Genomic DNA, 21,227 nt, shown 5'->3' on the forward strand with positions numbered 1-21,227 from the left:
GAAGAATCGCCCAGCACTATACGTTTTTACCCCTCCAAAGCCAAGGTGAATGGCCTGCTCAGCGGGGTTGCAGTGCCCGGCGACCCTGCTCGATCAGGCGTTGGGAGATCTGCTTGTGCAGCCCCCGCTCCAGCACCCAGCGGTGCCAGTAGAGGCGCTCGATGAGGTGATTGTCCGGGCTGAGATCGAGCAGCAGTCCCTGTGCCAGCTGCTGGCGGATCTGCAACTCGGGGATGAGACAGCAGGCGAGCCCCTGCTCGGCCATGGCGACGAAGGCTTCCGACGAGCGCACCGTGTGGCAGGGGTAACCGCCGGGGGCCAGCGCGAAGTGACGGGCCATGAAGCTGACGTGCATGTCGTCGCGCTGATCAAACGCCACTGCCGGTGCCTTGGCCAGCGCCGCCGGGGTGAGCCCGCGGGGAAAGTGGCGGGCGACGAAGGCGGGGCTGGCGGTCAGCAGGTAGCGCATCTCGCCGAGCTCGTCGACGCAGCAGCCTGCCAGCGGCTGGGGTTGCAGGCTGACGGCGCCGAATGCCTGGCCCTCACGCACCCGGTCCAGGGTGCGGCTCTCGTCATCCACCAGCAGGTTCAGCTCTATGGGGTGCTGCTCCAGCAGCGGCGCCAGGGCGGGCAGAAACCAGGTGGCCAGGCTGTCGGCGTTGACGGCTATGCTGATCCGGATCGGCGCCTGGGGTTCGCTGGGGGAGAGTTCCCCCGCCAGCTCCAGCTCCAGCTGGCGTACCTGGCGGTAGTGGGCCAGCAACTTCTGTCCGAGGGCGGTGGCCTGCAAGGGCTGGCTGCGAATGATCAGCGGCTCTGCAAACTGCTGCTCCAGCTGCTTGATGCGCTGGGAGATGGCGGACTGGGTGATGTGCAGACGCTGGGCGGCGCGCTCGAAGTTCTGCTCCTGCATCACGGCATCCAGCGCCAGCAGCAGCTTGTAGTCCAGCGTCTTCATCAGCATTCCTTATCAGAGAAGGGGATTGAACAAGGATGCTACTGGAGTGATGGCGGCAGGACAACCTGGCCGACACTGGCGGGTGCCCCGTGCGGGGTATCCCGGGCCTGTCACTGTGAGATGTGACAGTAGCGACAGGGTGAGATTCATAAGATACTCATTTGGTCCGTTTTTGCATGGGGTGGAAACGGGCCATAGCGAGAGTTTTGGTCCCGGGTGTCAGCCCGGGACTTTTTTATGGGGTCAGCTCATGCCGAGCAGCTCTCCTGCCGGTACGTACTCCCCCCGCAGTGGGCGGTTGACGGCGCGTTCGAAGCGCTCGTCCAGATGGAAGCGGATCCCGACCCCGCGTACCGCCCCCAGATCCACCGCCTGACGGTGGCCGAGCCGCTCGATGGGCAGGCCGAGGCGGCGGAAGATGCGCTCCACCGGCAGGCTGACCACGGCGACCAGCTCCCGGATCCCTTGCTCCCTGGCGAAGGCATGGACCTCCCGAAAGATGACGCAGGTCAGTTCGCTGATGCCGTTGTCGAGCATGGGCGCGCGGCCGGCATCGATGGCGAGGCGGGTCAGCTCCCAGACATCGGCGCCACAAGGGGCCCGTTCGCCGGCGAGGGCACCGGGAAAGATGCTGGGCAGCATGTAATCCTGGGCACAGCTGAGCAGCCTGATGCAGCCGCACAGACCCTGCTCATCGTCAATCAGCACCCAGTGGGTATCGGGTTTGTCGAAGCTGTCCCGCTCCAGACCCCGGTGGGACTCCACGTCCCAGCCGAGCCGATCGGAGAAGACTCGCTTGCGAAAGCGATAAAGCTCGTTTTCGACCTCCCATCTGGGGTGTTCTTTCAATTTTCCTTTGAAAACAAGCATTCATGTCTCTCCATTTCATGGTTAGGCGCTATAATCCAAGGCCTTGGCCAGGGGAGGCTAGCCTATGACACGCGACCAACTGCTTGAGTATCTGGAACATTTCACGCTGGTAACGGATGGAAACCGGCTGGCCGAGCTGATCGGCCGCTTCACCCTGGGAATGGGCTACGACTACTATCGCTTTGCGCTCATCCTGCCCATGTCGATGCAAAGGCCCAAGGTGGTGTTGTTCAACCAGTGCCCGGACTCCTGGGTGCAGGCCTACACGGTGAACAACATGCTGGCTTGCGATCCCATCATCCAGCTCGCCCGGACACAGACCCTGCCCATCTACTGGAACCGGCTGGACGAGAAGGCGCGCTTCCTGCAAGAGGGGAGCATGGATGTGATGGGGCTGGCGGCGGAGTTCGGGCTGCGCAACGGCATCTCGTTTCCGCTGCACGGGGCGGCGGGGGAGAACGGCATACTGTCGTTCATCACCCGGGAGCGGGCGTCCAGCGACCTGCTGCTCGAGTCCTCGCCCATTCTCTCCTGGATGTCCAACTACATCTTCGAGGCGGCGATCCGGATAGTGCGCCAAAGCATGAGGGAAGATGATCCCCAGGAGGCCCTGACGGAAAGGGAGACCGAGTGCCTGTTCTGGGCCAGCGACGGGAAGACATCGGGGGAGATCGCCTGCATCCTCGGGATCACCGAGCGCACAGTGAACTATCACCTCAACCAGGTCACCCGCAAGACGGGGTCGATGAATCGCTACCAGGCCATCGCCAAGGGGGTCAGCAGTGGCATCCTGCTGCCGAATCTGGAGCAGGTCGTGGTCACCAACTTCCCCAGACTGTTGCAGTGAATACAGGCCCGGCGGCACCGGCTCGTCGCCTGGCATCCCCTCTGTCGCCATCACAGCTGTCCTGCGCCGTCCAATCCTGCCGCCGATTCTCGGGGCGGGGCTGTGGCCCCACAATTGTCAGATCCTGCAATTGACAGCCTGCCAGAAGTTGTTTTTTGCCCCGCCTTATCAGTTTTTTGAATGCATCAGAAAATGAATGAATTTCTCTGATTTCATGCCTCCCCTTATAGTGCGGCCAGATCTCCCACTCAAAGGTTTGTCCATGTTCGCGACCACACTGCAAGGCTTTACCCTCGGCCTTGCCATGATCATCCCCATCGGTGCCCAGAACGCCTTCGTGCTGAGCCGGGGCATTCACCGCAACCACCATCTGCTGGCGGCGACCCTCTGCTGCCTGTGCGATCTCGTGCTGATCGGCATAGGAGTGTTTGGCGGTGCCAACCTGCTGGCGGCCAGCCCCATCGGGCTGGCGCTGCTGACCTGGGGCGGCGTGCTGTTTCTCGGCTGGTTCGGGGTGCGATCCCTTGGCAGTGCCTGGCGCGGGCAGGGTGCAGCCCTGGCGGACTCTCCCCAGCTGATGGGGGTCAAGAGCGTGCTGGCCATGACGCTGGGGGTGACCCTGCTCAACCCCCACGTCTATCTGGATACCCTGATGCTGCTCGGCTCCTTCGGCAGCCAGTTTGCCGAGGATCTGCGGCCCGCCTTCGCGGCCGGAGCCATGCTGGCCTCCCTGGTCTGGTTTTACGGGCTGGCGGTCGGGGCGGCGGCGCTTTCCCCCTGGCTTGCCCGAGGCCGGGTACAGCAAGCCATTGATCTTGTTGTCGGTCTCATCATGCTGGTGCTGGCGGTCAAGCTGGCCAGCGGGGCATGGATGGCCTCATAAGGCTATTTTTGTGCCGTGCTTCATAAAAATGAGTCCCGGCTTCATCTGCTGACATATTCGTCTGTTAAATTCCCGCCGCTGGTAAAGCGTTACTCATAATAAAAGGGAAAATACAGTGAATAACTCCATGAAGCTGGGGGCCATCGCCGCCATCGTGCTGCTAACTGCCTGCAGCAATGAAAACGACAGCAAGGCGCAGCCGGGGACCGTCTCTCTGCGCCTGATCCAGACCTCCGACATCCACTCCAACGTGCTGGGGTATGACTACTACCAGAACAAGGAAGACCGCAAGTTCGGCCTCTCCCGTACCGCCCTGCTGATCCGCGCCGCGCGCGCCGAAAATCCCAACAACCTGCTGCTCGACAACGGTGACCTGATCCAGGGTACGCCGCTGGCGGACTACATCTTCGAGCAGTCCGGTGCCGGCTACCTCGAGAAGCAGGCCCACCCGGTGTTCAAGGCCATGAACGAGCTCGACTATGACGCGGGCAACCTCGGCAACCACGAGTTCAACTACGGGCTGGATTACCTCGGCAAGGTGCTGTCGGGGGCCGAATTCCCCTATGTGAACGCCAACGTGTTCGAGGCGGGCGCCTTCAAGCGCGACGCCAAGGGACAGATTGACTGGAGTGGCAACAAGTTCACCCCCTACCTGCTGCTGGAGCGCCAGGTCACCGATGACAAGGGCCAGCTGCAGACCGTCAAGGTGGGCATCCTGGGTCTGACGCCGACACAGGTGTTGCAGTGGGACAAACGCCATCTGGAAGGCAAGGTGGTGGTGGCCGACATGGTCGAGACCGCCAACCACTATGTGCCAGAGCTGCGTGCCAAGGGGGCCGATCTGGTGGTAGTGGTTGCCCACACCGGCATCAACGCCAACAGCTATGAGGCCATGATGGAGAACTCCGCCTGGCATCTGGCCAAGGTAAAGGGGATAGATGCCCTGATGCTGGGTCATGCTCACAAGAACTTCCCGGGTGATTTCCCTGACTTGCCAGAGGTGGACAATCAGGCCGGTACCCTGAGCGGTATCCCGACCGTGATGCCAGGCTACTGGGGCAACCACCTCGGCATCATCGATCTCAAGCTGGAGCAGGTGGATGGCAAGTGGCAGGTGAAGCAGAGCCAGGCCAGCCTGCGCAAGATCGACTCCAGCGAAGGCAGTGCCGTGGATCAGCGGGTGGTGGATCTGGTGCAGGCGGATCACGACGCCACCAACCAGTGGCTGGACGAGCCCCTTGGCAAGATCACCTCTCCCATCCACAGCTTCTTCGCCCTGGTGCAGGACGACCCTTCGGTGCAACTGGTGAGCGATGCCCAGCGCCGCTACGCCGAGCAACTGCAACAAGACGGTCTGCTCAAGGAGCCCTACCCCATCCTGTCGGTGGCGGCCCCCTTCCGTGGCGGGCGCAACGGTATCAATGACTTCACCTATGTGGCTCAGGGGAACATCTCCCTGCGCAACGTCTCCGACCTCTACATCTACCCGAACACCCTGCAGGTGGTCGAGGTGAACGGGGCCACGGTCAAGGAGTGGCTGGAGATGAGCGCCGGCCAGTTCAACCGGATCGACACCGGCAAGACAGAGGTGCAGTGGCTGGTGAACGAAAGCTTCCCCACCTACAACTTCGATGTGATCGACGGGGTGAGCTACGAGGTGGACATCACCCAGCCGGCCCGTTACAGCAAGGAAGGGCTCAAGGTCAGCGACGGTCAGCGCATCAGCGGGCTCACCTTCAATGGCCAGCCCATGGATCCGGCCCAGAAGTTCTACGTGGTGACCAACAACTATCGCGCCAGCGGTGGCGGTCACTTCCCGGGCATCGACGGCAGCAACATAGTGCACGAAGATCCCTCCGAGACACGGGAGATCATCGCCCAGTACCTGAAGGCCCAGTCTGCGGAGAATCCGGCTGGCTTCAGCCCGGCGGCCAACAACAACTGGCACATGAAGGCGCTGCCCGCAGGCGTTGACGTGCGTCTCTACTCTTCCCCGGGTGAGGAGGCCAAGGCCCTGGCCGGTGCGGATCTGGCGTACCAGTCCACCCTGCCGATGGATGACGCCAAGCACCCCGGTTACGCCATCTACCGCTTGGTCCGCCAGTAATTCGGTGGTGAAAAGCAGATAACAAAAGCCCTCGCACTGCGAGGGCTTTTTCATTCCTGACCGAAGGGGGTTATCTCAGTAGTCACCGGGTTCCTCTGGGTCGGAGCGGGTCTTGAGGGAGCAATGCATGCCTCTCAGTAGTAACCTGCGTCTTCAGGGTTGGGGCGGGTCTTGAAGCGGCGATGCAGCCACATGTACTGCTCGGGGGCCTTGCGCACGGCGGCTTCAATCTCTCGGTTGGCGCGGGCGGCATCGGCCAGGTCGTCGCCGCTCGGGTAGTCTTCCAGCGGCGCCCCTATGTGCAGGGTGTAGCCGTCCTGGGTGCGGATGTTGTAGCAGGGCAGGGTGACGGTGTTCTTGACCCGGGCCAGGGTGGCGGTACCGGTGATGGTGGCCGCCTGCTCCACCGCGAAGTAGGGCACGAAGACGCTGGCGTGGCTGCCGTAGTCGTGATCCGGCGCGTACCAGAGGGCGTCGCCGTTGCGCAGCGCCTTGATCATCCCCTTCACGTCCATGCGATCCACCAGGTACTTGTTGGAGGCGCAGCGACCGTGGTACTGGGCATACTCCAGCACCGGATTGGTGTTGGGGCGATAGACGCCGACCCCGGGCCGCACCAAACCGAAGCAGCGGGCGTTGAGCTCAAGAGTGAGGAAGTGGCAGGAGAGCAGCAGCATGCCCTGACCCTTTTCGATGGCGTCGATGACATGCTCTTCCCCCTCCACCTTCATCAGGCGGCGCATCCGCCAATCCGGCCAGAACCAGGCCATGCCCACCTCGAAGATGGCGCAGCCCACGCTCTCGAAGTTCTGTTTGAGCAGGGTTTCCCGCTGATCCCGGCTGAGCTCGGGCATCGCCAGCTCCAGGTTGCGACGGGCAATCTTGACGCGGGATGTCAGTACCTTGCGGGCCAGGGTGCCGAGCTGACGACCCAGCCACATCTGGCTGCGCCAGGGCAGCAGCACCAGCAGCCACAGCAGGCACAGGCCGAACCAGCTGCCCCAGTAACGGGGATGGAACAGACGGGGTTCGAGGCGGGGAGCATGTTCTTGGGCCATGAAGAGTCTCTTGTTCACAAAGGCAAGGAAGGGAGCCCAGCCGACACGGGGGTATCGGAGCCCGTGGATAGGCTGTCACTCGCAATCTGGGGATTCTATCCGAAAAACGGGGGCGGGTGCGAATCGCCATCACCTGGTCAGAGGGGTCAGGCGGGGAGCACCATGGTGGTCATGGCAGTGCTTTTTTCACGTCCTGGAAAAGAGTGTGATAAAATCGCCCGCTGAAATTTTCAGGTTTTGAGAGCCGATACAGATGAAAATCACCCTGCCCGAGTTTGAGAAAGCCCGCGTTCTGGTCGTTGGCGATGTCATGTTGGATCGCTATTGGCATGGCCCCACCGGCCGGATCTCGCCGGAGGCACCGGTGCCCGTGGTCAAGGTCGAGCACATCGAGGAGCGCCCGGGTGGCGCCGCCAACGTGGCCCTGAACTCCGCAGCCCTGGGTGCCCAGGCCGTGTTGCTCGGGCTGACCGGTCAGGATGAGGCCGCCGATGCCCTGGCCGGCCAGATGGCAGGGGTCAAGGTCGCCTGTGATTTCGTTCGTCTGACCGACTACCCGACCATCACCAAGCTGCGGGTGCTGTCCCGCAACCAGCAACTGTTGCGCCTCGATTTCGAAGAGGCCTTCCACGACGTGGACGCCAGCCTGCTGATGGGCAAGGTGGAGCAGGCGCTGCCAGGGGCCGACGTGATGATCCTCTCCGACTACGGCAAGGGCGCCTTGAACGACGTGCCTGGCATGATTGCCCACGCCCGCGCCGCCGGTATCCCGGTGCTGGTGGATCCCAAGGGGACGGAGTTCGAGAAGTATCGCGGTGCCACCCTGCTGACCCCCAACATGTCCGAATTCGAGGCCGTGGTGGGCAAGGTGAAGAGCGAAGAGGAGCTGGTCGCCAAGGGGCTGGAGCTGGTCAAGCGCTTCGAGCTGGACGCCCTGCTGGTGACCCGTTCCGAGAATGGCATGACCCTGATCCGCGAAGGGCAGCCGGAGCTGCACCTGCCGGCCCAGGCTCACGAAGTCTATGACGTCACCGGTGCCGGTGACACCGTCATCTCCACCCTGGCGACATCCCTTGCCGCCGGCATGAGCCTGGACGAGGCCTGCGCCTTGGCCAATACCGCCGCCGGCATCGTCGTTGGCAAGCTGGGGACCTCCACAGTGAGCCCGGTGGAGCTGGCCAACGCCCTCTACACCGAGCAGGAGACCGGCTTTGGCGTCATGTCCGAGGCCCAGCTCAAGGTGGCCGTGCAGGCCGCCCGCCTGCGCGGCGAGAAGGTGGTGATGACCAACGGCTGCTTCGACATCCTGCATGCGGGCCACGTCTCCTACCTCGCCAATGCGGGCAAGCTGGGGGATCGCCTGATCGTTGCGGTCAACACCGATGAGTCCGTGCGTCGTCTCAAGGGGCCGGGCCGTCCGGTCAACCCCACCGAGCGCCGTATGACTGTGCTGGCGGCGCTGGGTGCCGTGGACTGGGTGGTGCCCTTCGCTGAGGACACGCCCCAGCGGCTGATCGCCGAGATCCTGCCGGACCTGCTGGTCAAGGGGGGCGATTACAAGCCCGAAGAGATCGCCGGTTATGCCGAAGTGACCGCCAACGGCGGCGAGGTGCGGGTGCTGAACTTCGAGGATGGCTGCTCCACCAGCGACATCATCAAGACCATTCGCGAGCGCGGCTGAGGCGAACTAACGTGACCATTGTCGGTGCCCTCGGGAGTCGGCAATCAGGCAGCAAAAAGGCGACCCGGGGGTCGCCTTTTTTCATGCCGTGAATCCGGCTCAGGACTTCTTGGTGACCTGGGCGGCGGGCATCAGGCCCTGGTTCACGTCTTCCAGATCCTTCTGCTCCAGTATGCCGGCGGCCTGCTTGAGGGAGAGGATGCTGAGGATGTAGTTGTAGCGGGCCTCGGAGAGCTTCTGCTTGGCCTGGTACAGCTTGCGGGTGGCGTCCAGCACGTCGACTATGGTGCGGGTACCCACTTCATAACCGGCTTCGGTTGCCTTGAGGGCGCTGTCGGCGGAGATGACGGACTGGCCGTAGGCACGCACCGAGCCGATGCTGGCGTTCACGTTGTTATAGGAAGAACGCACCGTGCTCTGCACCGAACGGAAGCTGCGCTCCAGCTGCTCGCTGGCAGCCACGTAGTTGAACTGGGCCTGCTTGACCTGGGAGGTGGTAGCACCCCCGGTGTAGAGCGGCAGGTTGAAGTTCAGGCCGATATTGCCCTGATTGCTGTTGCTCTCGGGGTTGCGGATCTCGTCCTTGTAGTCGTTGTAACCGGCGGAGAGGCCGGCGCCCAGATCCAGGGTCGGCTCGTGACCCGTCTTGGCCAGGTCGATCTGCTCCTTGGCAATGTCCTTGCCGATGCGGGCGTTGTGCAGCTCCAGGTTCTTGTCCAGTGCCAGCTCCAGCCACTTGTCAGAGTTGAACGGCGTCTTCTGCGGGGCGAAACGCTCGGTGTTGAGCACGTCCAGCTGGCGATGATCGATGCCGGTCAGCTCGCGCAGGCTCTCGTAGCTGTTGTCCAGGGTGTTCTCGGCATTGATCTCGTCTGCCAGCGCCTGATCGCGCTCGGCCTCGGCCTCATGCACGTCGGTGATGGCGGTCAGGCCCACTTCGAAGCGCTGCTGAGTCTGTTCCAGTTGACGCTCCACCGCGACCTTGTTGGCGCGTACAAATTCCAGGGTGTCCATCGCCTTGAGCACATTGAAGTAGGCCTGGGCGGTACGCAGCATCAGATTCTGGTACTCGAGGTTGTAGCTCACGTCGGACTGGGTGGCGCTCTTCTCGGTCAGGTCCAGGTTGACCCAGTTGCTGCGACGGTAGATGGACTGATCCAGTGTCACTGAGCCGGTGGCGCCGCTGTTGGTCTGGGTATCGTCCTTGTTCTGCAGATAGTTCAGGCCGGCACCCAGATTGATCTGTGGCAACAGGGCTGCGCGGGATTCGTTGATCCTCTCGAAAGCCTGGTCTCGCTTGGCCTTGGATTCCAGCAGTTGGGTATCCTTGACTTGGGCTTGTTGGTAGATTTCGAGCAGGTTTTCGGCATGAGCGGCACTGCTCACACCCAGCATCACCATGACTGACAAGAGTGTTCTTTTCATATGATAGTTTTAACCTTATATATCAACCCAAAGCTGTCCGCTGGATGAGGGGGGATTGTCATCGACCAAGCTTGATTTCAGCTTAACCACTCTACTATAAGCAGATTTCATTGCGAACTGTCTCTTTTCCAGCGACAGAAACGTCAAGAGTCAGGGCGAGTTTTCTCGGCAACGCGCCTAGCCAAATGTCCTGTGGCTGCTAAAATCCATCCCTCATCGTCGGCGAGAGCGAGTGAATGAATGTTCATTCATGCCCCCGAATATTATGGTCAAACCAAGCCAAGTCAAGCTGGTAGGAGTCTCGTATGTCACAGCAAGCCTTGCCTCAAACCAGTCATTATTCCGGTGATGATGTGAAAATCATCGATAAATCATCGGGATACAACGGCTTTTTCAAAGTGAACGTCTATCGACTGCAACACAGGTTATTTGCCGGCGGCTGGAATGAGCCCATCGTCCGCGAGCTGTTCGAGCGAGGCCACGCCGCCGCGCTGCTGCCCTACGACCCCGTGCGCGACCAGATAGTGCTGGTGGAGCAGTTCCGCATCGGTGCCATCGAGACCAGCCCGACTCCCTGGTTGCTGGAACTGGTGGCCGGCATCATAGATGAAGGGGAGACCGCCGAGGCCGTGGTGCGCCGTGAGGCGGTGGAAGAGGCGGGCATCGAGGTGGGTCGCTGCGAGCATGCCATCAGCTATCTGGTGAGCCCGGGTGGCAGCACAGAGCGGATCGAGGTCTATGTGGGGGAGGTGGATGCCAGCCAGGCGGCGGGGATCCACGGTCTGGCGGAAGAGGGTGAAGACATCCGGGTCCATGTGGTGAGCCGCGAGCAGGCTTACGCCTGGCTCAAAGAGGGCCGCATCGACAATGCCGCCTCCGTCATCGCCCTGCAATGGCTGGCCCTCAATCATGGCGAGCTGCAGGCCCGCTGGCTGGCGGGGCGCTAAGGTGTTGTTCGTTCAATATTGCCTGCGGGTTGTGACTGATGGAGCTGCGATATGCCATTAGTCCAGAGCCCGATGAAGCGCTATGTACCTGATTTGATGTCCTTGCAGCGTACCTGCGAGGTCAATTACATGGCCCTGATGAAGCTGTTGCCTCCCGGTGGTTCCGTGGGGGCCGAACGCCGTTATCAGGTAGGCAACGGCCTGCAGTTCCAGCTCACCGTCACCGAGGAGAGCCGCTTCACCAGCCAGGTGATCCTGGCCCAGCACAATCCCGAGTTGCCGAGCTACTTGCAGGCTCGTATCGAGATTCGTTTGTATCACGACGTGCGGATGGCGGAAGTGTGTGCGGCGCAACAGATTTCAATGTTGCAACCACGTTATGATTATCCCAATAAAAAAATGCATCACAGGGATGAAAAAGAGCAGGTAAATCTATTCCTGGCCGATTGGCTAAGATTTTGTCTCAAACATGGCACCAGCCTGATCAACATCCTCTAGTCGAACCCAATAAAAAAGAAGCGTGATTTTGGAAACAGAGCTACCTCAGGCGCCGGACGGCAGTGTGCGCCTGTTACAGATTACCGATACCCATCTCTTCGCCAGTGCCGAGGGACGACTGCTGGCCGTGCGCACCGCAGAGAGCCTGGCTGCCGTGCTGGAGCAGGTGCAGGCCAACGCGCATCCGTTCGATCTGATCCTCGCCACCGGGGATCTCTCCCAGGATCACAGCCCGGAGTCTTATCAGCGGTTTGCTTCCATGATGGCGCCGCTGGCGCGCCCCATCTACTGGTTGCCCGGCAACCACGACGACGGCCCCCTGATGACAGAGTACCTCCACGCCGCCGGGATCAGTGAAGCCAAGCAACTGGTGGGGGACCACTGGCAGGTGATCCTGCTCGATACCCAGGTGCGCGGCAAACCCCATGGTGTGCTCGGCGATCACCAGCTGGCGGCCCTGGATCAGGCGCTGCGTCAGCATCCCGAACGTCACGCCCTCATCGCCCTGCACCATCAGGCGGTGCCGGTGGGCTGTGCCTGGCTGGATCAGCACAATCTCAAGAATGCCGACGATCTCTTCGCCGTGCTGGCCCGCCACCCCCAGCAGAAAACCATTTTGTTCGGCCATGTGCATCAGGAGTTTGACGAGGTGCACCAGGGGGTGAGGCTGATCGCCAGCCCCTCCACCTGTATCCAGTTCAAGCCGCTGTCCGATGGTTTCGCCCTGGACGAGTCCGGTCCGGGCTGGCGCTACCTCACCCTGCATTCGGATGGTCGCATTGCCAGCCAGGTGTGGCGTCTGCCGGTGGGGCAGTTCGTGCCTGACCCCGATGCCACCGGGTATTGAGGAGTCCGTCACCATGACCCCGGTTCTCCTTTATCTGCATGGTTTCAATTCCTCGCCGGGCTCCGCCAAGGCGCAGCAGATGGCTGCCTGGGTCGCCGAACACAGGCCCGACATCGAGGTGCTCATCCCGGCCCAGCCCAATACGCCGGCGGCGGCCTGGGAAGCCATAGAGCGTGTCATTGCCGAGGCCAGGGCTCGCCATGATGGCCAGCTCAGGCTCGGTGCCGTGGGCAGCTCCCTCGGCGGCTTCATGGCAACGAGAGTCAGTGAGTTGTATGGCTGCCGCGCGGCCCTGATCAATCCGGCGGTGCGCCCCCATGAACTGCTCTGCGATTACCTGGGCCCCCAGGTCAATCCTTACACCGACGAACGCTATGAGTTGCTGCCAACCCACATGGACGAGCTGCGGGCGCTGGCGGTGCCGGTAACCGCCCCCGAACGGCTCTGGATCCTGCAACAGCAGGAAGATGAGGTGCTCGACTATCGAAAGGCATTGAGGGAATACGAGTTTGCCCGCTTGTCGCTGGAGTGCGGTGGCAACCACGCCTTCGTTGGCTTCGAACGCTATCCGGCTCAGATCATTCACTTCCTCGGGCTCTAGCCGTGCAACCGCCGTTGGCCACCTTTCTGGAACAGGTGCTGGCCACGGCCCAGGCCGGACTCACCTACTCCAACGATCCCTTCGATATCGCCCGCTTCGAGGCGCTGAGAGCGGCCACTGCCGCCCTCATTGTCAGCCAGAGCGAGCTGGCGCCCGAGGCCATCGCCCAGTGGATTGCCCTGGATAGTGGCTACCCCACCCCCAAACTGGATGTGCGGGCGTTGATCCAGGATGACGCGGGCCGGCTGCTGCTGGTGCAGGAGTGCAGCGACGGGCTCTGGACCCTGCCGGGGGGCTGGTGCGACATCGGCGACTCGCCGGCGGGTGCAGTGGTACGCGAGGTGAGCGAAGAGACCGGCCTCGAATGCCGGGCCGTGCAACTGCTGGCCTTGTTCGACAAGCTCAAGCACCCCCATCCGCCGCAACTGCCCCATGCCCACAAGGCCTTCTTCCTGTGCGAGGTGACGGGCGGATCGCTGCTCACCGAGACTGACGAGACCCAGGGTGCGGCTTATTTCCCCATCGATGCCCTGCCCGAGCTCTCCCGTCACCGGGTTGTGGAGTCCCAGCTGCGCAGCCTGCACGACCATGTGCGGCAGGGGCGGCGCCACACCCTGTTTGACTGACACACCCGGGACGCTGAGCCCGGTGGCAAGGAGGCCATATGATCAAGCGCATCGGCAACACCCTCATCCAGGGGAAACACAGGGCCAGCTGTCATTGCGGCGCCGTGGTGCTGGAGCTCAGCCTGCCGGACGGCGTGGTGGATCCCCGCCGCTGTGACTGCTCGCTCTGTCGGCGGCGGGGGGCCATCGTCGCCTCGGTGCCGCTCTCGGGCATCCGCATCCTGCAGGGAGAGGCCGAGCTTCGCTGTTACCAGTTCAACACCCATACCGCCAGGCACTACTTCTGCGGCGTCTGCGGCATCTACACCCACCATCAGCGCCGCTCCAATCCGGCCGAGTATGGTTACAACCTCGCCTGCCTGGAGGGGGTCAATCCGTTCGCGCTCGGCGAGGTGCCAGTGCTGGACGGGGTCAATCATCCCGCCGATCGTTAAAGCAACGCCGGCCCCGGCCCGGCCCTTTCCCGAAAAATGGCAGGGTACCTGTCCAGATCAAGCTTTCTGTGCTGGGAGTTTGTTCTGCCTCCGCCGAGCAGTTAAGATTCCCCCCAAACGTCAATTCGCAAGGCCCTCCATGTCCACTCAATACAATGCGGATGCCATTGAGGTCCTCAATGGCCTCGAACCGGTGCGTCGCCGCCCCGGCATGTACACAGACACCACCCGGCCCAATCACCTCGGCCAGGAGGTCATCGACAACAGCGTCGACGAGGCGCTGGCGGGCCATGCCCGCACCCTGGAGGTGACCCTGTATGAAGATCAGTCCCTCGAGGTGATCGACGATGGTCGTGGCATGCCGGTCGACATCCACCCGGAGGAAGGGGTATCCGGGGTGGAGCTGATCCTCTGCAAGCTGCACGCGGGGGGCAAGTTCTCCAACAAGAACTACCAGTTCTCCGGCGGTCTGCACGGGGTGGGCATCTCCGTGGTGAACGCCCTGTCCGATCGGGTCGAGGTGACGGTGCGCCGGGACGGCCAGGTCTATGACATCGCCTTCGAGCGCGGCGACAAGGTACAGGAGCTGACCATCACCGGCACCTGCGGGCGCCGCAACACCGGTACCCGGGTGCGCTTCTGGCCGCAGGCAAGCTATTTCGACTCGCCCCGCTTCTCGGTCTCCAAGCTGGAGCACCTGCTCAAGGCCAAGGCCGTGCTCTGCCCCGGCCTCACCATCAAGTTCCTCGACAAGAACACCGGCATCAAGCTGGAGTGGTGCTACGAGGATGGCCTCAAGGATTACCTCATCGATGCGGTCAAGCAGTTCACCTGCCTGCCGGAGCAGCCCTTCGTCGGCGCCTTCAGCACGGATCAATCCGCGGTGGACTGGGCCCTGTGCTGGCTGCCGGAAGGGGGAGAATGCCTCGCCGAATCCTATGTGAACCTCATTCCCACTGCCCTCGGCGGCACTCACGTCAACGGTCTGCGCCAGGGCCTGCTGGACGCCATGCGCGAGTTCTGCGAATTCCGCAACCTGCTGCCTCGCGGGGTCAAGCTGACCCCGGAAGACATCTGGGATCGCTGCGCCTACATCCTCTCGGTCAAGATGCAGGATCCCCAGTTCGCCGGTCAAACCAAGGAGCGGCTGTCGTCTCGCCAGAGCTCGGCCTTCGTCTCGGGTGTGGTGAAGGATGCCTTCAGCCTGTATTTGAACAGCAACACCGAGCTGGCGGAGCAGATAGCCGAGATCTGCATCAGCAGCGCCCAGCGTCGGATGCGCGCCGCCAAGACGGTGGTGCGCAAGAAGATAACCCAGGGCCCGGCCCTGCCCGGCAAGCTCACCGACTGCAACTGCGCCGACCCCATGCAAGGCGAGCTGTTCCTGGTGGAGGGTGACTCCGCGGGCGGCAGCGCCAAGCAGGCGCGCGACCGCGAGTTTCAGGCCATCATGCCGCTTCGCGGCAAGATCCTGAACACCTGGGAGGTGGAGGCCGGTCAGGTGCTCGCCTCCCAGGAGGTGCACGACATCTCGGTGGCCATCGGCCTGGATCCGGATTCGGACGATCTCAGCGGCCTGCGCTACGGCAAGGTGTGCATACTCGCGGATGCGGACTCGGACGGTCTGCACATCGCCACCCTGCTCTGCGCGCTGTTCGTGAAGCACTTCCGTACCCTGGTCAACAAGGGCCACGTCTACGTCGCCATGCCGCCGCTCTACCGGATCGACATCGGCAAGGAGGTCTTCTACGCCCTCGACGAGGACGAGAAGAACGGCGTGCTGCAACGGGTCGAGGCGGAGAAGAAGAAGGGCAAGGTGATGGTGACCCGATTCAAGGGGCTGGGCGAGATGAACCCGAAACAGCTGCGGGAGACCACCATGGACCCCAACACCCGCCGCCTGGTGCAGCTCACCATGGACGAGCAGGGGGAAGATACCCTGCAGCTGATGGATATGCTGCTGGCCAAGAAGCGCGCTCCGGATCGCCGTGAATGGTTGGAAGAGAAGGGCAATCTCGCCATCATCTAAGCCATCGACTGGCCCGCGCGGGTCAGCAAGTATCAGCCGGAGTCGCCCAGGGGCGGCTCCCGAACCGAAAGAGATAATCACATGAGTGATGCTATCGAGCTCAGTCTGTGGATGAAGTAGAGCGCCAACCGACTCTATAACCGAAAGAGAACAAATCTATGAGCGATCTAGAGCTCAGTCTGGACGGGGTAGAGCGCCAGCCCATGCGCGCCTTCACCGAGCAGGCTTACTTGAACTACTCCATGTACGTCATCATGGACCGGGCGCTGCCGCATATCGGCGACGGCCTCAAGCCCGTGCAGCGGCGCATCATCTACGCCATGAGCGAGCTGGGGTTGTCGGCGCTGTCCAAGCACAAGAAATCCGCCCGTACCGTGGGTGACGTGCTGGGTAAATACCACCCCCACGGCGACAGCGCCTGTTACGAAGCCATGGTGCTGATGGCCCAGCCCTTCTCCTACCGCTACCCGCTGGTGGACGGTCAGGGCAACTGGGGGGCGCCGGACGATCCCAAATCCTTCGCCGCCATGCGTTATACCGAGGCGCGGCTGTCGCGCTTCTCCGAGCTGCTGCTCTCCGAGCTCGGCCAGGGCACGGTGGAGTGGACACCGAACTTCGACGGCACCATGAAGGAACCCGTGGTGCTGCCCGCCCGCCTGCCCCACATACTGCTCAACGGGGTGACCGGCATAGCTGTGGGCATGGCGACCGACATCCCGCCCCACAACGCACGGGAAGTGGCCCTTGCCTGCGCCGAGCTGCTGGACAACCCCAATGCGGGGCTCGATGCCTTGATGGCGCACATCCAAGGGCCGGATTACCCGACCAACGCCGAGATCATCACGCCGCAGGGCGACATCCGCAAAATCTACGAGACCGGCAAGGGCTCCATCAAGCAGCGGGCGGTCTGGAGCGAGGAGGATGGCGACATCGTCATCACGGCGCTGCCCCATCAGGCCTCCGGCGCCAAGATCATGGAGCAGATCGCCGCCCAGATGGTGGCGAAGAAGTTGCCCATGGTCACCGACCTGCGGGACGAATCTGACCACGAGAACCCGACCCGTCTGGTGATCATTCCCCGCTCCAACCGGGTGGATGTGGAGGGGCTGATGGCCCACCTGTTCGCCACCACGGATCTGGAGAAGAACTATCGGGTCAACCTCAACATCCTGGGGCTGGACAACAGACCCCAGGTGAAGACCCTCAAGATGATCCTCTCCGAGTGGATCGTCTTTCGCCGCGAGACGGTGCGTCGCCGTCTGCAATATCGCCTCGACAAGGTGCTGGCCCGCCTGCACATCCTCGAAGGCTTGCTGGTCGCCTACCTCAACATCGACGAGGTGATCGAGATCATCCGCACCGAGGATGAGCCGGGCAAGGTGATGGTGGAGCGCTTCAACATCAGCGAGACCCAGGCCGAGGCGATCCTCGAGCTCAAGCTGCGCCATCTGGCCAAGCTGGAAGAGTTCAAGCTGCGTGCCGAGCAGGAAGAGCTGGCGCAGGAGCGCGACAAGCTGGAGCTGATCCTGGGCTCCGAGCGCCGCCTCAACACCTTGCTGAAGAAAGAGCTGCTGGCGGATGCCGAGAAGTACGGCGACGATCGCCGCACCCCCCTGGTGGAGCGTGCCACCGCCGTGGCCCTGACCGAGAAGGAGCTGACCCCGAGCGAGCCGGTGACCGTCATCCTCTCCGACAAGGGCTGGGTGCGCGCCGCCAAGGGCCACGATGTGGACGTTATGGGGCTTTCCTACAAGGCGGGGGACGGTTATCTCGCCCACGCCTGCGGGCGCAGCAACCAGCAGGCGGTGTTCCTCTCCAGCCTGGGCCGTACCTATTCCCTGGAGGCGCACACCCTGCCTTCCGCCCGCAGTCAGGGGGAGCCGCTCACCGGTCGCTTCGCGCTGGGGCCGGGGGAAGAGGTGCGCCATCTGGTGATGGGCAACGAGGGCGAGCCGTATCTGATCGCGAGCGACGCCGGCTACGGCTTCGTCTGCAAATATGACGACCTGATTGGCAAGAACAAGAACGGCAAGGCGCTGCTCACGGTGCCGGAAGGGGGCCAGGTGATGGCCCCCCAGAAAATTGGCTCGCCAGAGACCGATCTCTGCATGGCCATCTCCAACGAGGGGCGTATGTTGCTGTTCCCGCTCAGCACCCTGCCGGTGCTCGGCAAGGGCAAGGGCAACAAGCTTATCAGCATCCCGTCCGCGCGGGTGAAGGCGCGGGAAGAGTTTATGGTGATGGCCGCCATTATCCCGCAAGGGCAATATGTCACCCTGTTTGCCGGCAAGCGCAAGCTGACCCTCAAACCGTCTGATCTCGACTACTACCGTGGCGAGCGCGGCCGCCGCGGTGCCAAGCTGCCCCGCGGTTTGCAGCGGGTGGATAGGATAGAGATAGAAGCCACCGCTGGTGCAGAGCCGGTAGCCGGGGAAAATCAGGAAGGGTAAAGGCCAACTACCAATAGAAAGGAGCGATCAAATCGCTCCTTTCTTTTCTAAATCAGGTGACAGGAGATAAAGACAGGTATTCATCTTTGACCCATCCATAAATTCCTCTCTTACTGACATAGGCCCACTTTCCTTCCACTTTATATAGCAAAACGAAGTCACCCTTTATAAGTCGCGTCGCTATATATGATGATGTGTTTGGCTTTGCACGAACATTTAATTTCGAGGGGATAACGTATCTGACAAGTACATTACTTGACTTCAAAGTTGTCTCTTTTCTTTCATAAACCGTTGGTGTCGTTGGTGTCGATGAGGTAGATGAGGTAGATGAGGTAGATGAGGTAGATGAGGTAGATGGGGTAGATGGGGTTGCCAATTGGTAGCTATACGCGTTCCTGATTACCCATGACCCTCAGCCAGCTTCAAGAGCCGATATGGCATCGGAGGGCTTGCCACGACTGCATGCCCCAATTCAACCAACATGCTCTTGAGGTCAAAACGATGATTAAACCGGAAGCAGTATTCCGCAAGATGCCTTGGTAAATGCTTCGCTCCGAGCGTATGGCAACTGCCCCGCAGCGAGTTTTTCACATTTCCTATCATCGTGTTTACCCAGTTGAATGCCGGATGATCCAGCCAGTCCAGGTTGCCCCCGGTGACAACACCCAGGTGCTCACAATTGGCCTCCTTGACCGCTTTGAAACAGGCCAATCCATCGGATATCACCGCGCTACCACTGGCAATATGCCGTTTTGCCCAATCAGCAACGGACTTGGTTTTGAAACCATCGACCACCGTCATCCGCATCTTGATTGGATGTCCTTCCTTGTTCAGGGCCACTGCTGCCACAAACGGCGTCTTGCCTGCCGCGCCCCGACCCCGTTTGCCACCACGGCGCTCGCCACCCCAGTAGACATCATCGAGCTGAATGATGCCGCTGATGGGCTGCTTGTCATCGGACTCTTTCATGGCTTGCAGCAGCTTGTGCTTGAGCATCCAGGCGGTGTCATATTTGACGCCCAACTGGCGCTTTAGCTCCATCGCTGACAAGCCTGTTTTGGTTTGTGACAACAGGTGCATTGCCAGAAACCACTTGGTCAGTGGGAGCTTGGTGTTTGCGAAAATCGTGTTTCCAGTCAATGACATCTGGTGACGGCAGTGATTGCATTGCCACACACGTGGCCGCCTTCTCAGGCGACAACAGGTCTTGTTGGCACATTCAGGGCAGACAAAGCCGTTAGGAAAACGCCAAGTGAACAGCGCGTTTTCGCACTGAGCCTCAGTGCCATAGTCCTTGAGAAACTCAAACAGGCTGTAGCCTTTCTGGAATTGGATTTTGCTTTTGGCCATGATCTCGCACCTCGATAACTGTACGTAAGATCAGTATAGTTCGTGGTAACTGACTGCTAATCATGGGTAATCAGGTACGCGTTTATACGGCATGTTTTACTCCATGAAATACATGAGTTTCCGCATGGCTGTCCCTTTTTGCAGTTTTTGGCGTGAGCCGGGATGATCAATGAAATAAACAATGACAGTAATAATACAGTTCTATTAATTGCCACCTTTACTCGCTCCTAAATAAGATCTCTCATCGGGCATCGCACGACAATTTTCATTACACAATTAAAAGATTAAAGAATTAATATATATGACTGCAGGCTAACATAACCAAGTGAGGCTCTTCGTGATCTAAGTCTATTTTATGTCTAGCGTCATATGGTTCTTGAAAACCGAGTTGATAAATATAAAAGAAGTCCAAGCAACATCCCCCTCATCCCCAACCCTTCTCCCGCGAGGGGAGAAGGGAGTGCTGGTCGTAGATATACCGGCTGGCGGCGACAGAAGGGGGGATGCGTGGTTTAGCTGAAGACAGCAAGAGCACTAGAGTGGTGCGATATGTTCCCTCTCCCCTTGGGAGAGGGCAGGGTGAGGGGAGGTAATTGTTGGGTGCAATCAACAAGGTGAATTGCACCGCCACATCTTAGTTATCGAAATTCCACTCGATGGGCAGCTCAAGATCGAAAACAAGCTGCTCCCCCTCGAGGGTAAATGCCACACTGGTCTGGTGCTGATCGTATTCGTCGATAAGACGGCAACTCTCGGCGAAGTTGGATTCGTAGTTGAGGCGGGCGCGGCCCCCGGTGCGAGTCTCGTCGAGCTCAACCCCCAGCACCCGCAGCGGGTCTTTCTGGCTCAGCTTGACCCGGCTGTCCCCCACATCTACCAGCCGCTCCACCGGGGGGGGGAAGAAGTCCTGCTTGTGGGCCTCGATGGCGTAAGCAATGGCCTGCTTCAGCTCGGTGCGGCTGGCAAGGGGGCCTACCAGCGTATAGCGGGTCTGTATTCTTCCCTGGGTCATGATCTGCTCCTCTCGGGTGTTGCCTGTGGCGGGATGGTTCGGCCTTGCTGGCTCCCGTTACGCCCGGCAGCGACTCGGGCTCTCAGGCGGGAAATACGGCCATTGTGCACCAGTGATTCGCGAAGCGTAATCAGAGGTTCGCGAAAACCGGCTGCTGCGGCCCTGCTGGTAACCCCTCTTGTCTCCCTTTGCCAATTGTCATGGATCAAGGGTGTGGTTGGTGATGTCCCGCAAGTGGCCCCCGCTCGCTAAGCTTAAAGGGAGCAGCACAGTGCCAGGAGGCCAAACATGGAAACGGAGAAAGCCATCGGGCTCATCGAGGCCCACGGGGTCTTTCACGGGGATCACTACAGCTTCAACAGCGACGAGTTCGTGCAGTGGTGCGAGCAGGATGCCCACCAGACCCTCAGCCTGGAGCAGGCCAATCACGAGCTTGCCCCCTTCTGCATCCGGGTCGGCTACGCAGAGCCGATCAGGTCGTGGCGTTACTATCTCACCTGACGCGGGCAGGGGGGTCGCAACCGCCTCGCCTGCCATCTGCGGGAGCATTGAAAAAGGAGCCGGCAAGGCTCCTTTCTTGTGATGATGCCAGGCGAGATCGCGA

The 21,227-nt window shown here is 61.1% G+C and carries 20 protein-coding genes; 13 read left to right on the forward strand and 7 right to left on the reverse strand.

What is annotated here, in order from left to right; all coding sequences use genetic code 11:
- Positions 1 to 58: 58 nt before the first annotated feature.
- Positions 59 to 958 (reverse strand): LysR family transcriptional regulator ArgP, encoded by a 900-nt coding sequence (locus KI797_RS01780; RefSeq protein WP_139751749.1) that lies wholly within the window; start codon positions 956 to 958, stop codon positions 59 to 61.
- A gap of 243 nt (positions 959 to 1,201) precedes the next feature.
- Positions 1,202 to 1,828, reverse strand: coding sequence for an acyl-homoserine-lactone synthase (locus tag KI797_RS01785; RefSeq protein WP_139751750.1), 627 nt, complete (start codon positions 1,826 to 1,828; stop codon positions 1,202 to 1,204).
- A 64-nt stretch (positions 1,829 to 1,892) separates the two neighbouring features.
- On the opposite strand from KI797_RS01785, the gene KI797_RS01790 reads away from it, so the two are divergent.
- The 3 genes from KI797_RS01790 to KI797_RS01800 all read left to right on the forward strand — a co-directional run bounded on the left by KI797_RS01790 (position 1,893) and on the right by KI797_RS01800 (position 5,665).
- Complete coding sequence (locus KI797_RS01790) at positions 1,893 to 2,675, forward strand: LuxR family transcriptional regulator (protein WP_005324972.1); 783 nt, start codon at positions 1,893 to 1,895, stop codon at positions 2,673 to 2,675.
- Between the two features lie 262 nt (positions 2,676 to 2,937).
- On the forward strand, positions 2,938 to 3,558 hold the full coding sequence (lysE, locus tag KI797_RS01795) for an L-lysine exporter (protein ID WP_005324974.1): 621 nt from the start codon (positions 2,938 to 2,940) through the stop codon (positions 3,556 to 3,558).
- Positions 3,559 to 3,685: 127 nt separating this feature from the next.
- Entirely contained in the window at positions 3,686 to 5,665 is a 1,980-nt protein-coding gene (locus tag KI797_RS01800) for a bifunctional 2',3'-cyclic-nucleotide 2'-phosphodiesterase/3'-nucleotidase (protein WP_226172968.1), read from the forward strand.
- 134 nt (positions 5,666 to 5,799) lie between these two features.
- Here the strand turns inward: KI797_RS01800 and lpxL are convergent, their stop codons facing one another.
- Positions 5,800 to 6,723 carry an LpxL/LpxP family Kdo(2)-lipid IV(A) lauroyl/palmitoleoyl acyltransferase gene (lpxL, locus tag KI797_RS01805; protein WP_226171188.1) on the reverse strand — a complete coding sequence of 308 codons (924 nt, stop codon included), beginning with the start codon at positions 6,721 to 6,723 and terminating at the stop codon, positions 5,800 to 5,802.
- A gap of 253 nt (positions 6,724 to 6,976) precedes the next feature.
- On the opposite strand from lpxL, the gene hldE reads away from it, so the two are divergent.
- Positions 6,977 to 8,404: a bifunctional D-glycero-beta-D-manno-heptose-7-phosphate kinase/D-glycero-beta-D-manno-heptose 1-phosphate adenylyltransferase HldE gene (hldE, locus tag KI797_RS01810; RefSeq protein ID WP_226171190.1), complete on the forward strand. Its 1,428-nt coding sequence runs from the start codon at positions 6,977 to 6,979 to the stop codon at positions 8,402 to 8,404.
- 99 nt (positions 8,405 to 8,503) lie between these two features.
- Here the strand turns inward: hldE and tolC are convergent, their stop codons facing one another.
- On the reverse strand, positions 8,504 to 9,829 hold the full coding sequence (gene tolC / locus KI797_RS01815; RefSeq protein ID WP_226171193.1) for an outer membrane channel protein TolC: 1,326 nt from the start codon (positions 9,827 to 9,829) through the stop codon (positions 8,504 to 8,506).
- A gap of 305 nt (positions 9,830 to 10,134) precedes the next feature.
- Between tolC and nudF the strand changes: the two genes are divergently transcribed.
- The 8 genes from nudF to parC all read left to right on the forward strand — a co-directional run bounded on the left by nudF (position 10,135) and on the right by parC (position 18,261).
- Positions 10,135 to 10,776 carry an ADP-ribose diphosphatase gene (gene nudF, locus KI797_RS01820; RefSeq protein ID WP_025325572.1) on the forward strand — a complete coding sequence of 214 codons (642 nt, stop codon included), beginning with the start codon at positions 10,135 to 10,137 and terminating at the stop codon, positions 10,774 to 10,776.
- Between the two features lie 51 nt (positions 10,777 to 10,827).
- Entirely contained in the window at positions 10,828 to 11,274 is a 447-nt protein-coding gene (locus KI797_RS01825; RefSeq protein ID WP_041206485.1) for a DUF1249 domain-containing protein, read from the forward strand.
- Positions 11,275 to 11,302: 28 nt separating this feature from the next.
- Positions 11,303 to 12,121 carry a 3',5'-cyclic-AMP phosphodiesterase gene (gene cpdA / locus KI797_RS01830; RefSeq protein WP_226171196.1) on the forward strand — a complete coding sequence of 273 codons (819 nt, stop codon included), beginning with the start codon at positions 11,303 to 11,305 and terminating at the stop codon, positions 12,119 to 12,121.
- Positions 12,122 to 12,134: 13 nt separating this feature from the next.
- Positions 12,135 to 12,722: a YqiA/YcfP family alpha/beta fold hydrolase gene (locus KI797_RS01835; protein WP_218410248.1), complete on the forward strand. Its 588-nt coding sequence runs from the start codon at positions 12,135 to 12,137 to the stop codon at positions 12,720 to 12,722.
- Between the two features lie 2 nt (positions 12,723 to 12,724).
- Complete coding sequence (locus tag KI797_RS01840; RefSeq protein WP_226171198.1) at positions 12,725 to 13,348, forward strand: NUDIX hydrolase; 624 nt, start codon at positions 12,725 to 12,727, stop codon at positions 13,346 to 13,348.
- 38 nt (positions 13,349 to 13,386) lie between these two features.
- Entirely contained in the window at positions 13,387 to 13,782 is a 396-nt protein-coding gene (locus KI797_RS01845) for a GFA family protein (RefSeq protein ID WP_226171201.1), read from the forward strand.
- 139 nt (positions 13,783 to 13,921) lie between these two features.
- On the forward strand, positions 13,922 to 15,811 hold the full coding sequence (parE, locus tag KI797_RS01850) for a DNA topoisomerase IV subunit B (RefSeq protein WP_005327124.1): 1,890 nt from the start codon (positions 13,922 to 13,924) through the stop codon (positions 15,809 to 15,811).
- A 158-nt stretch (positions 15,812 to 15,969) separates the two neighbouring features.
- Positions 15,970 to 18,261 carry a DNA topoisomerase IV subunit A gene (gene parC, locus KI797_RS01855; protein WP_226171203.1) on the forward strand — a complete coding sequence of 764 codons (2,292 nt, stop codon included), beginning with the start codon at positions 15,970 to 15,972 and terminating at the stop codon, positions 18,259 to 18,261.
- A 52-nt stretch (positions 18,262 to 18,313) separates the two neighbouring features.
- On the opposite strand, the gene KI797_RS21125 is transcribed toward parC, so the two are convergent.
- From KI797_RS21125 to KI797_RS01870, 3 genes are all read right to left on the reverse strand, one after another.
- Positions 18,314 to 18,637: an SH3 domain-containing protein gene (locus tag KI797_RS21125; RefSeq protein WP_404801071.1), complete on the reverse strand. Its 324-nt coding sequence runs from the start codon at positions 18,635 to 18,637 to the stop codon at positions 18,314 to 18,316.
- Positions 18,638 to 18,660: 23 nt separating this feature from the next.
- On the reverse strand, positions 18,661 to 19,611 hold the full coding sequence (locus KI797_RS01865) for an IS1595-like element ISKpn3 family transposase (protein WP_005342491.1): 951 nt from the start codon (positions 19,609 to 19,611) through the stop codon (positions 18,661 to 18,663).
- Positions 19,612 to 20,245: 634 nt separating this feature from the next.
- Positions 20,246 to 20,623, reverse strand: coding sequence for a hypothetical protein (locus tag KI797_RS01870; protein WP_226171208.1), 378 nt, complete (start codon positions 20,621 to 20,623; stop codon positions 20,246 to 20,248).
- 288 nt (positions 20,624 to 20,911) lie between these two features.
- Between KI797_RS01870 and KI797_RS01875 the strand changes: the two genes are divergently transcribed.
- Positions 20,912 to 21,124, forward strand: a complete 213-nt coding sequence (locus tag KI797_RS01875) for a hypothetical protein (RefSeq protein ID WP_005330466.1) — start codon at positions 20,912 to 20,914, stop codon at positions 21,122 to 21,124.
- Positions 21,125 to 21,227 lie beyond the last annotated feature (103 nt).

The organism is Aeromonas media (assembly GCF_020423125.1).
GTDB classification, from domain to species: Bacteria; Pseudomonadota; Gammaproteobacteria; order Enterobacterales; family Aeromonadaceae; genus Aeromonas; species Aeromonas media.

Bases quoted from the DNA above. Each gene is read 5' to 3' on its own strand.
- nudF (WP_025325572.1), top strand. From the start codon at position 10,135: ATGTCACAGCAAGCCTTGCCTCAAACCAGTCATTATTCCGGTGATGAT.
- parC (WP_226171203.1), top strand. From the start codon at position 15,970: ATGAGCGATCTAGAGCTCAGTCTGGACGGGGTAGAGCGCCAGCCCATG.
- KI797_RS01790 (WP_005324972.1), top strand. From the start codon at position 1,893: ATGACACGCGACCAACTGCTTGAGTATCTGGAACATTTCACGCTGGTA.
- KI797_RS01865 (WP_005342491.1), bottom strand. From the start codon at position 19,611: ATGGCCAAAAGCAAAATCCAATTCCAGAAAGGCTACAGCCTGTTTGAG.
- tolC (WP_226171193.1), bottom strand. From the start codon at position 9,829: ATGAAAAGAACACTCTTGTCAGTCATGGTGATGCTGGGTGTGAGCAGT.
- KI797_RS01835 (WP_218410248.1), top strand. From the start codon at position 12,135: ATGACCCCGGTTCTCCTTTATCTGCATGGTTTCAATTCCTCGCCGGGC.
- KI797_RS01870 (WP_226171208.1), bottom strand. From the start codon at position 20,623: ATGACCCAGGGAAGAATACAGACCCGCTATACGCTGGTAGGCCCCCTT.
- KI797_RS01785 (WP_139751750.1), bottom strand. From the start codon at position 1,828: ATGCTTGTTTTCAAAGGAAAATTGAAAGAACACCCCAGATGGGAGGTC.
- lysE (WP_005324974.1), top strand. From the start codon at position 2,938: ATGTTCGCGACCACACTGCAAGGCTTTACCCTCGGCCTTGCCATGATC.
- parE (WP_005327124.1), top strand. From the start codon at position 13,922: ATGTCCACTCAATACAATGCGGATGCCATTGAGGTCCTCAATGGCCTC.
- lpxL (WP_226171188.1), bottom strand. From the start codon at position 6,723: ATGGCCCAAGAACATGCTCCCCGCCTCGAACCCCGTCTGTTCCATCCC.
- KI797_RS01825 (WP_041206485.1), top strand. From the start codon at position 10,828: ATGCCATTAGTCCAGAGCCCGATGAAGCGCTATGTACCTGATTTGATG.
- hldE (WP_226171190.1), top strand. From the start codon at position 6,977: ATGAAAATCACCCTGCCCGAGTTTGAGAAAGCCCGCGTTCTGGTCGTT.
- KI797_RS01845 (WP_226171201.1), top strand. From the start codon at position 13,387: ATGATCAAGCGCATCGGCAACACCCTCATCCAGGGGAAACACAGGGCC.
- KI797_RS01800 (WP_226172968.1), top strand. From the start codon at position 3,686: ATGAAGCTGGGGGCCATCGCCGCCATCGTGCTGCTAACTGCCTGCAGC.
- KI797_RS01780 (WP_139751749.1), bottom strand. From the start codon at position 958: ATGAAGACGCTGGACTACAAGCTGCTGCTGGCGCTGGATGCCGTGATG.
- KI797_RS01875 (WP_005330466.1), top strand. From the start codon at position 20,912: ATGGAAACGGAGAAAGCCATCGGGCTCATCGAGGCCCACGGGGTCTTT.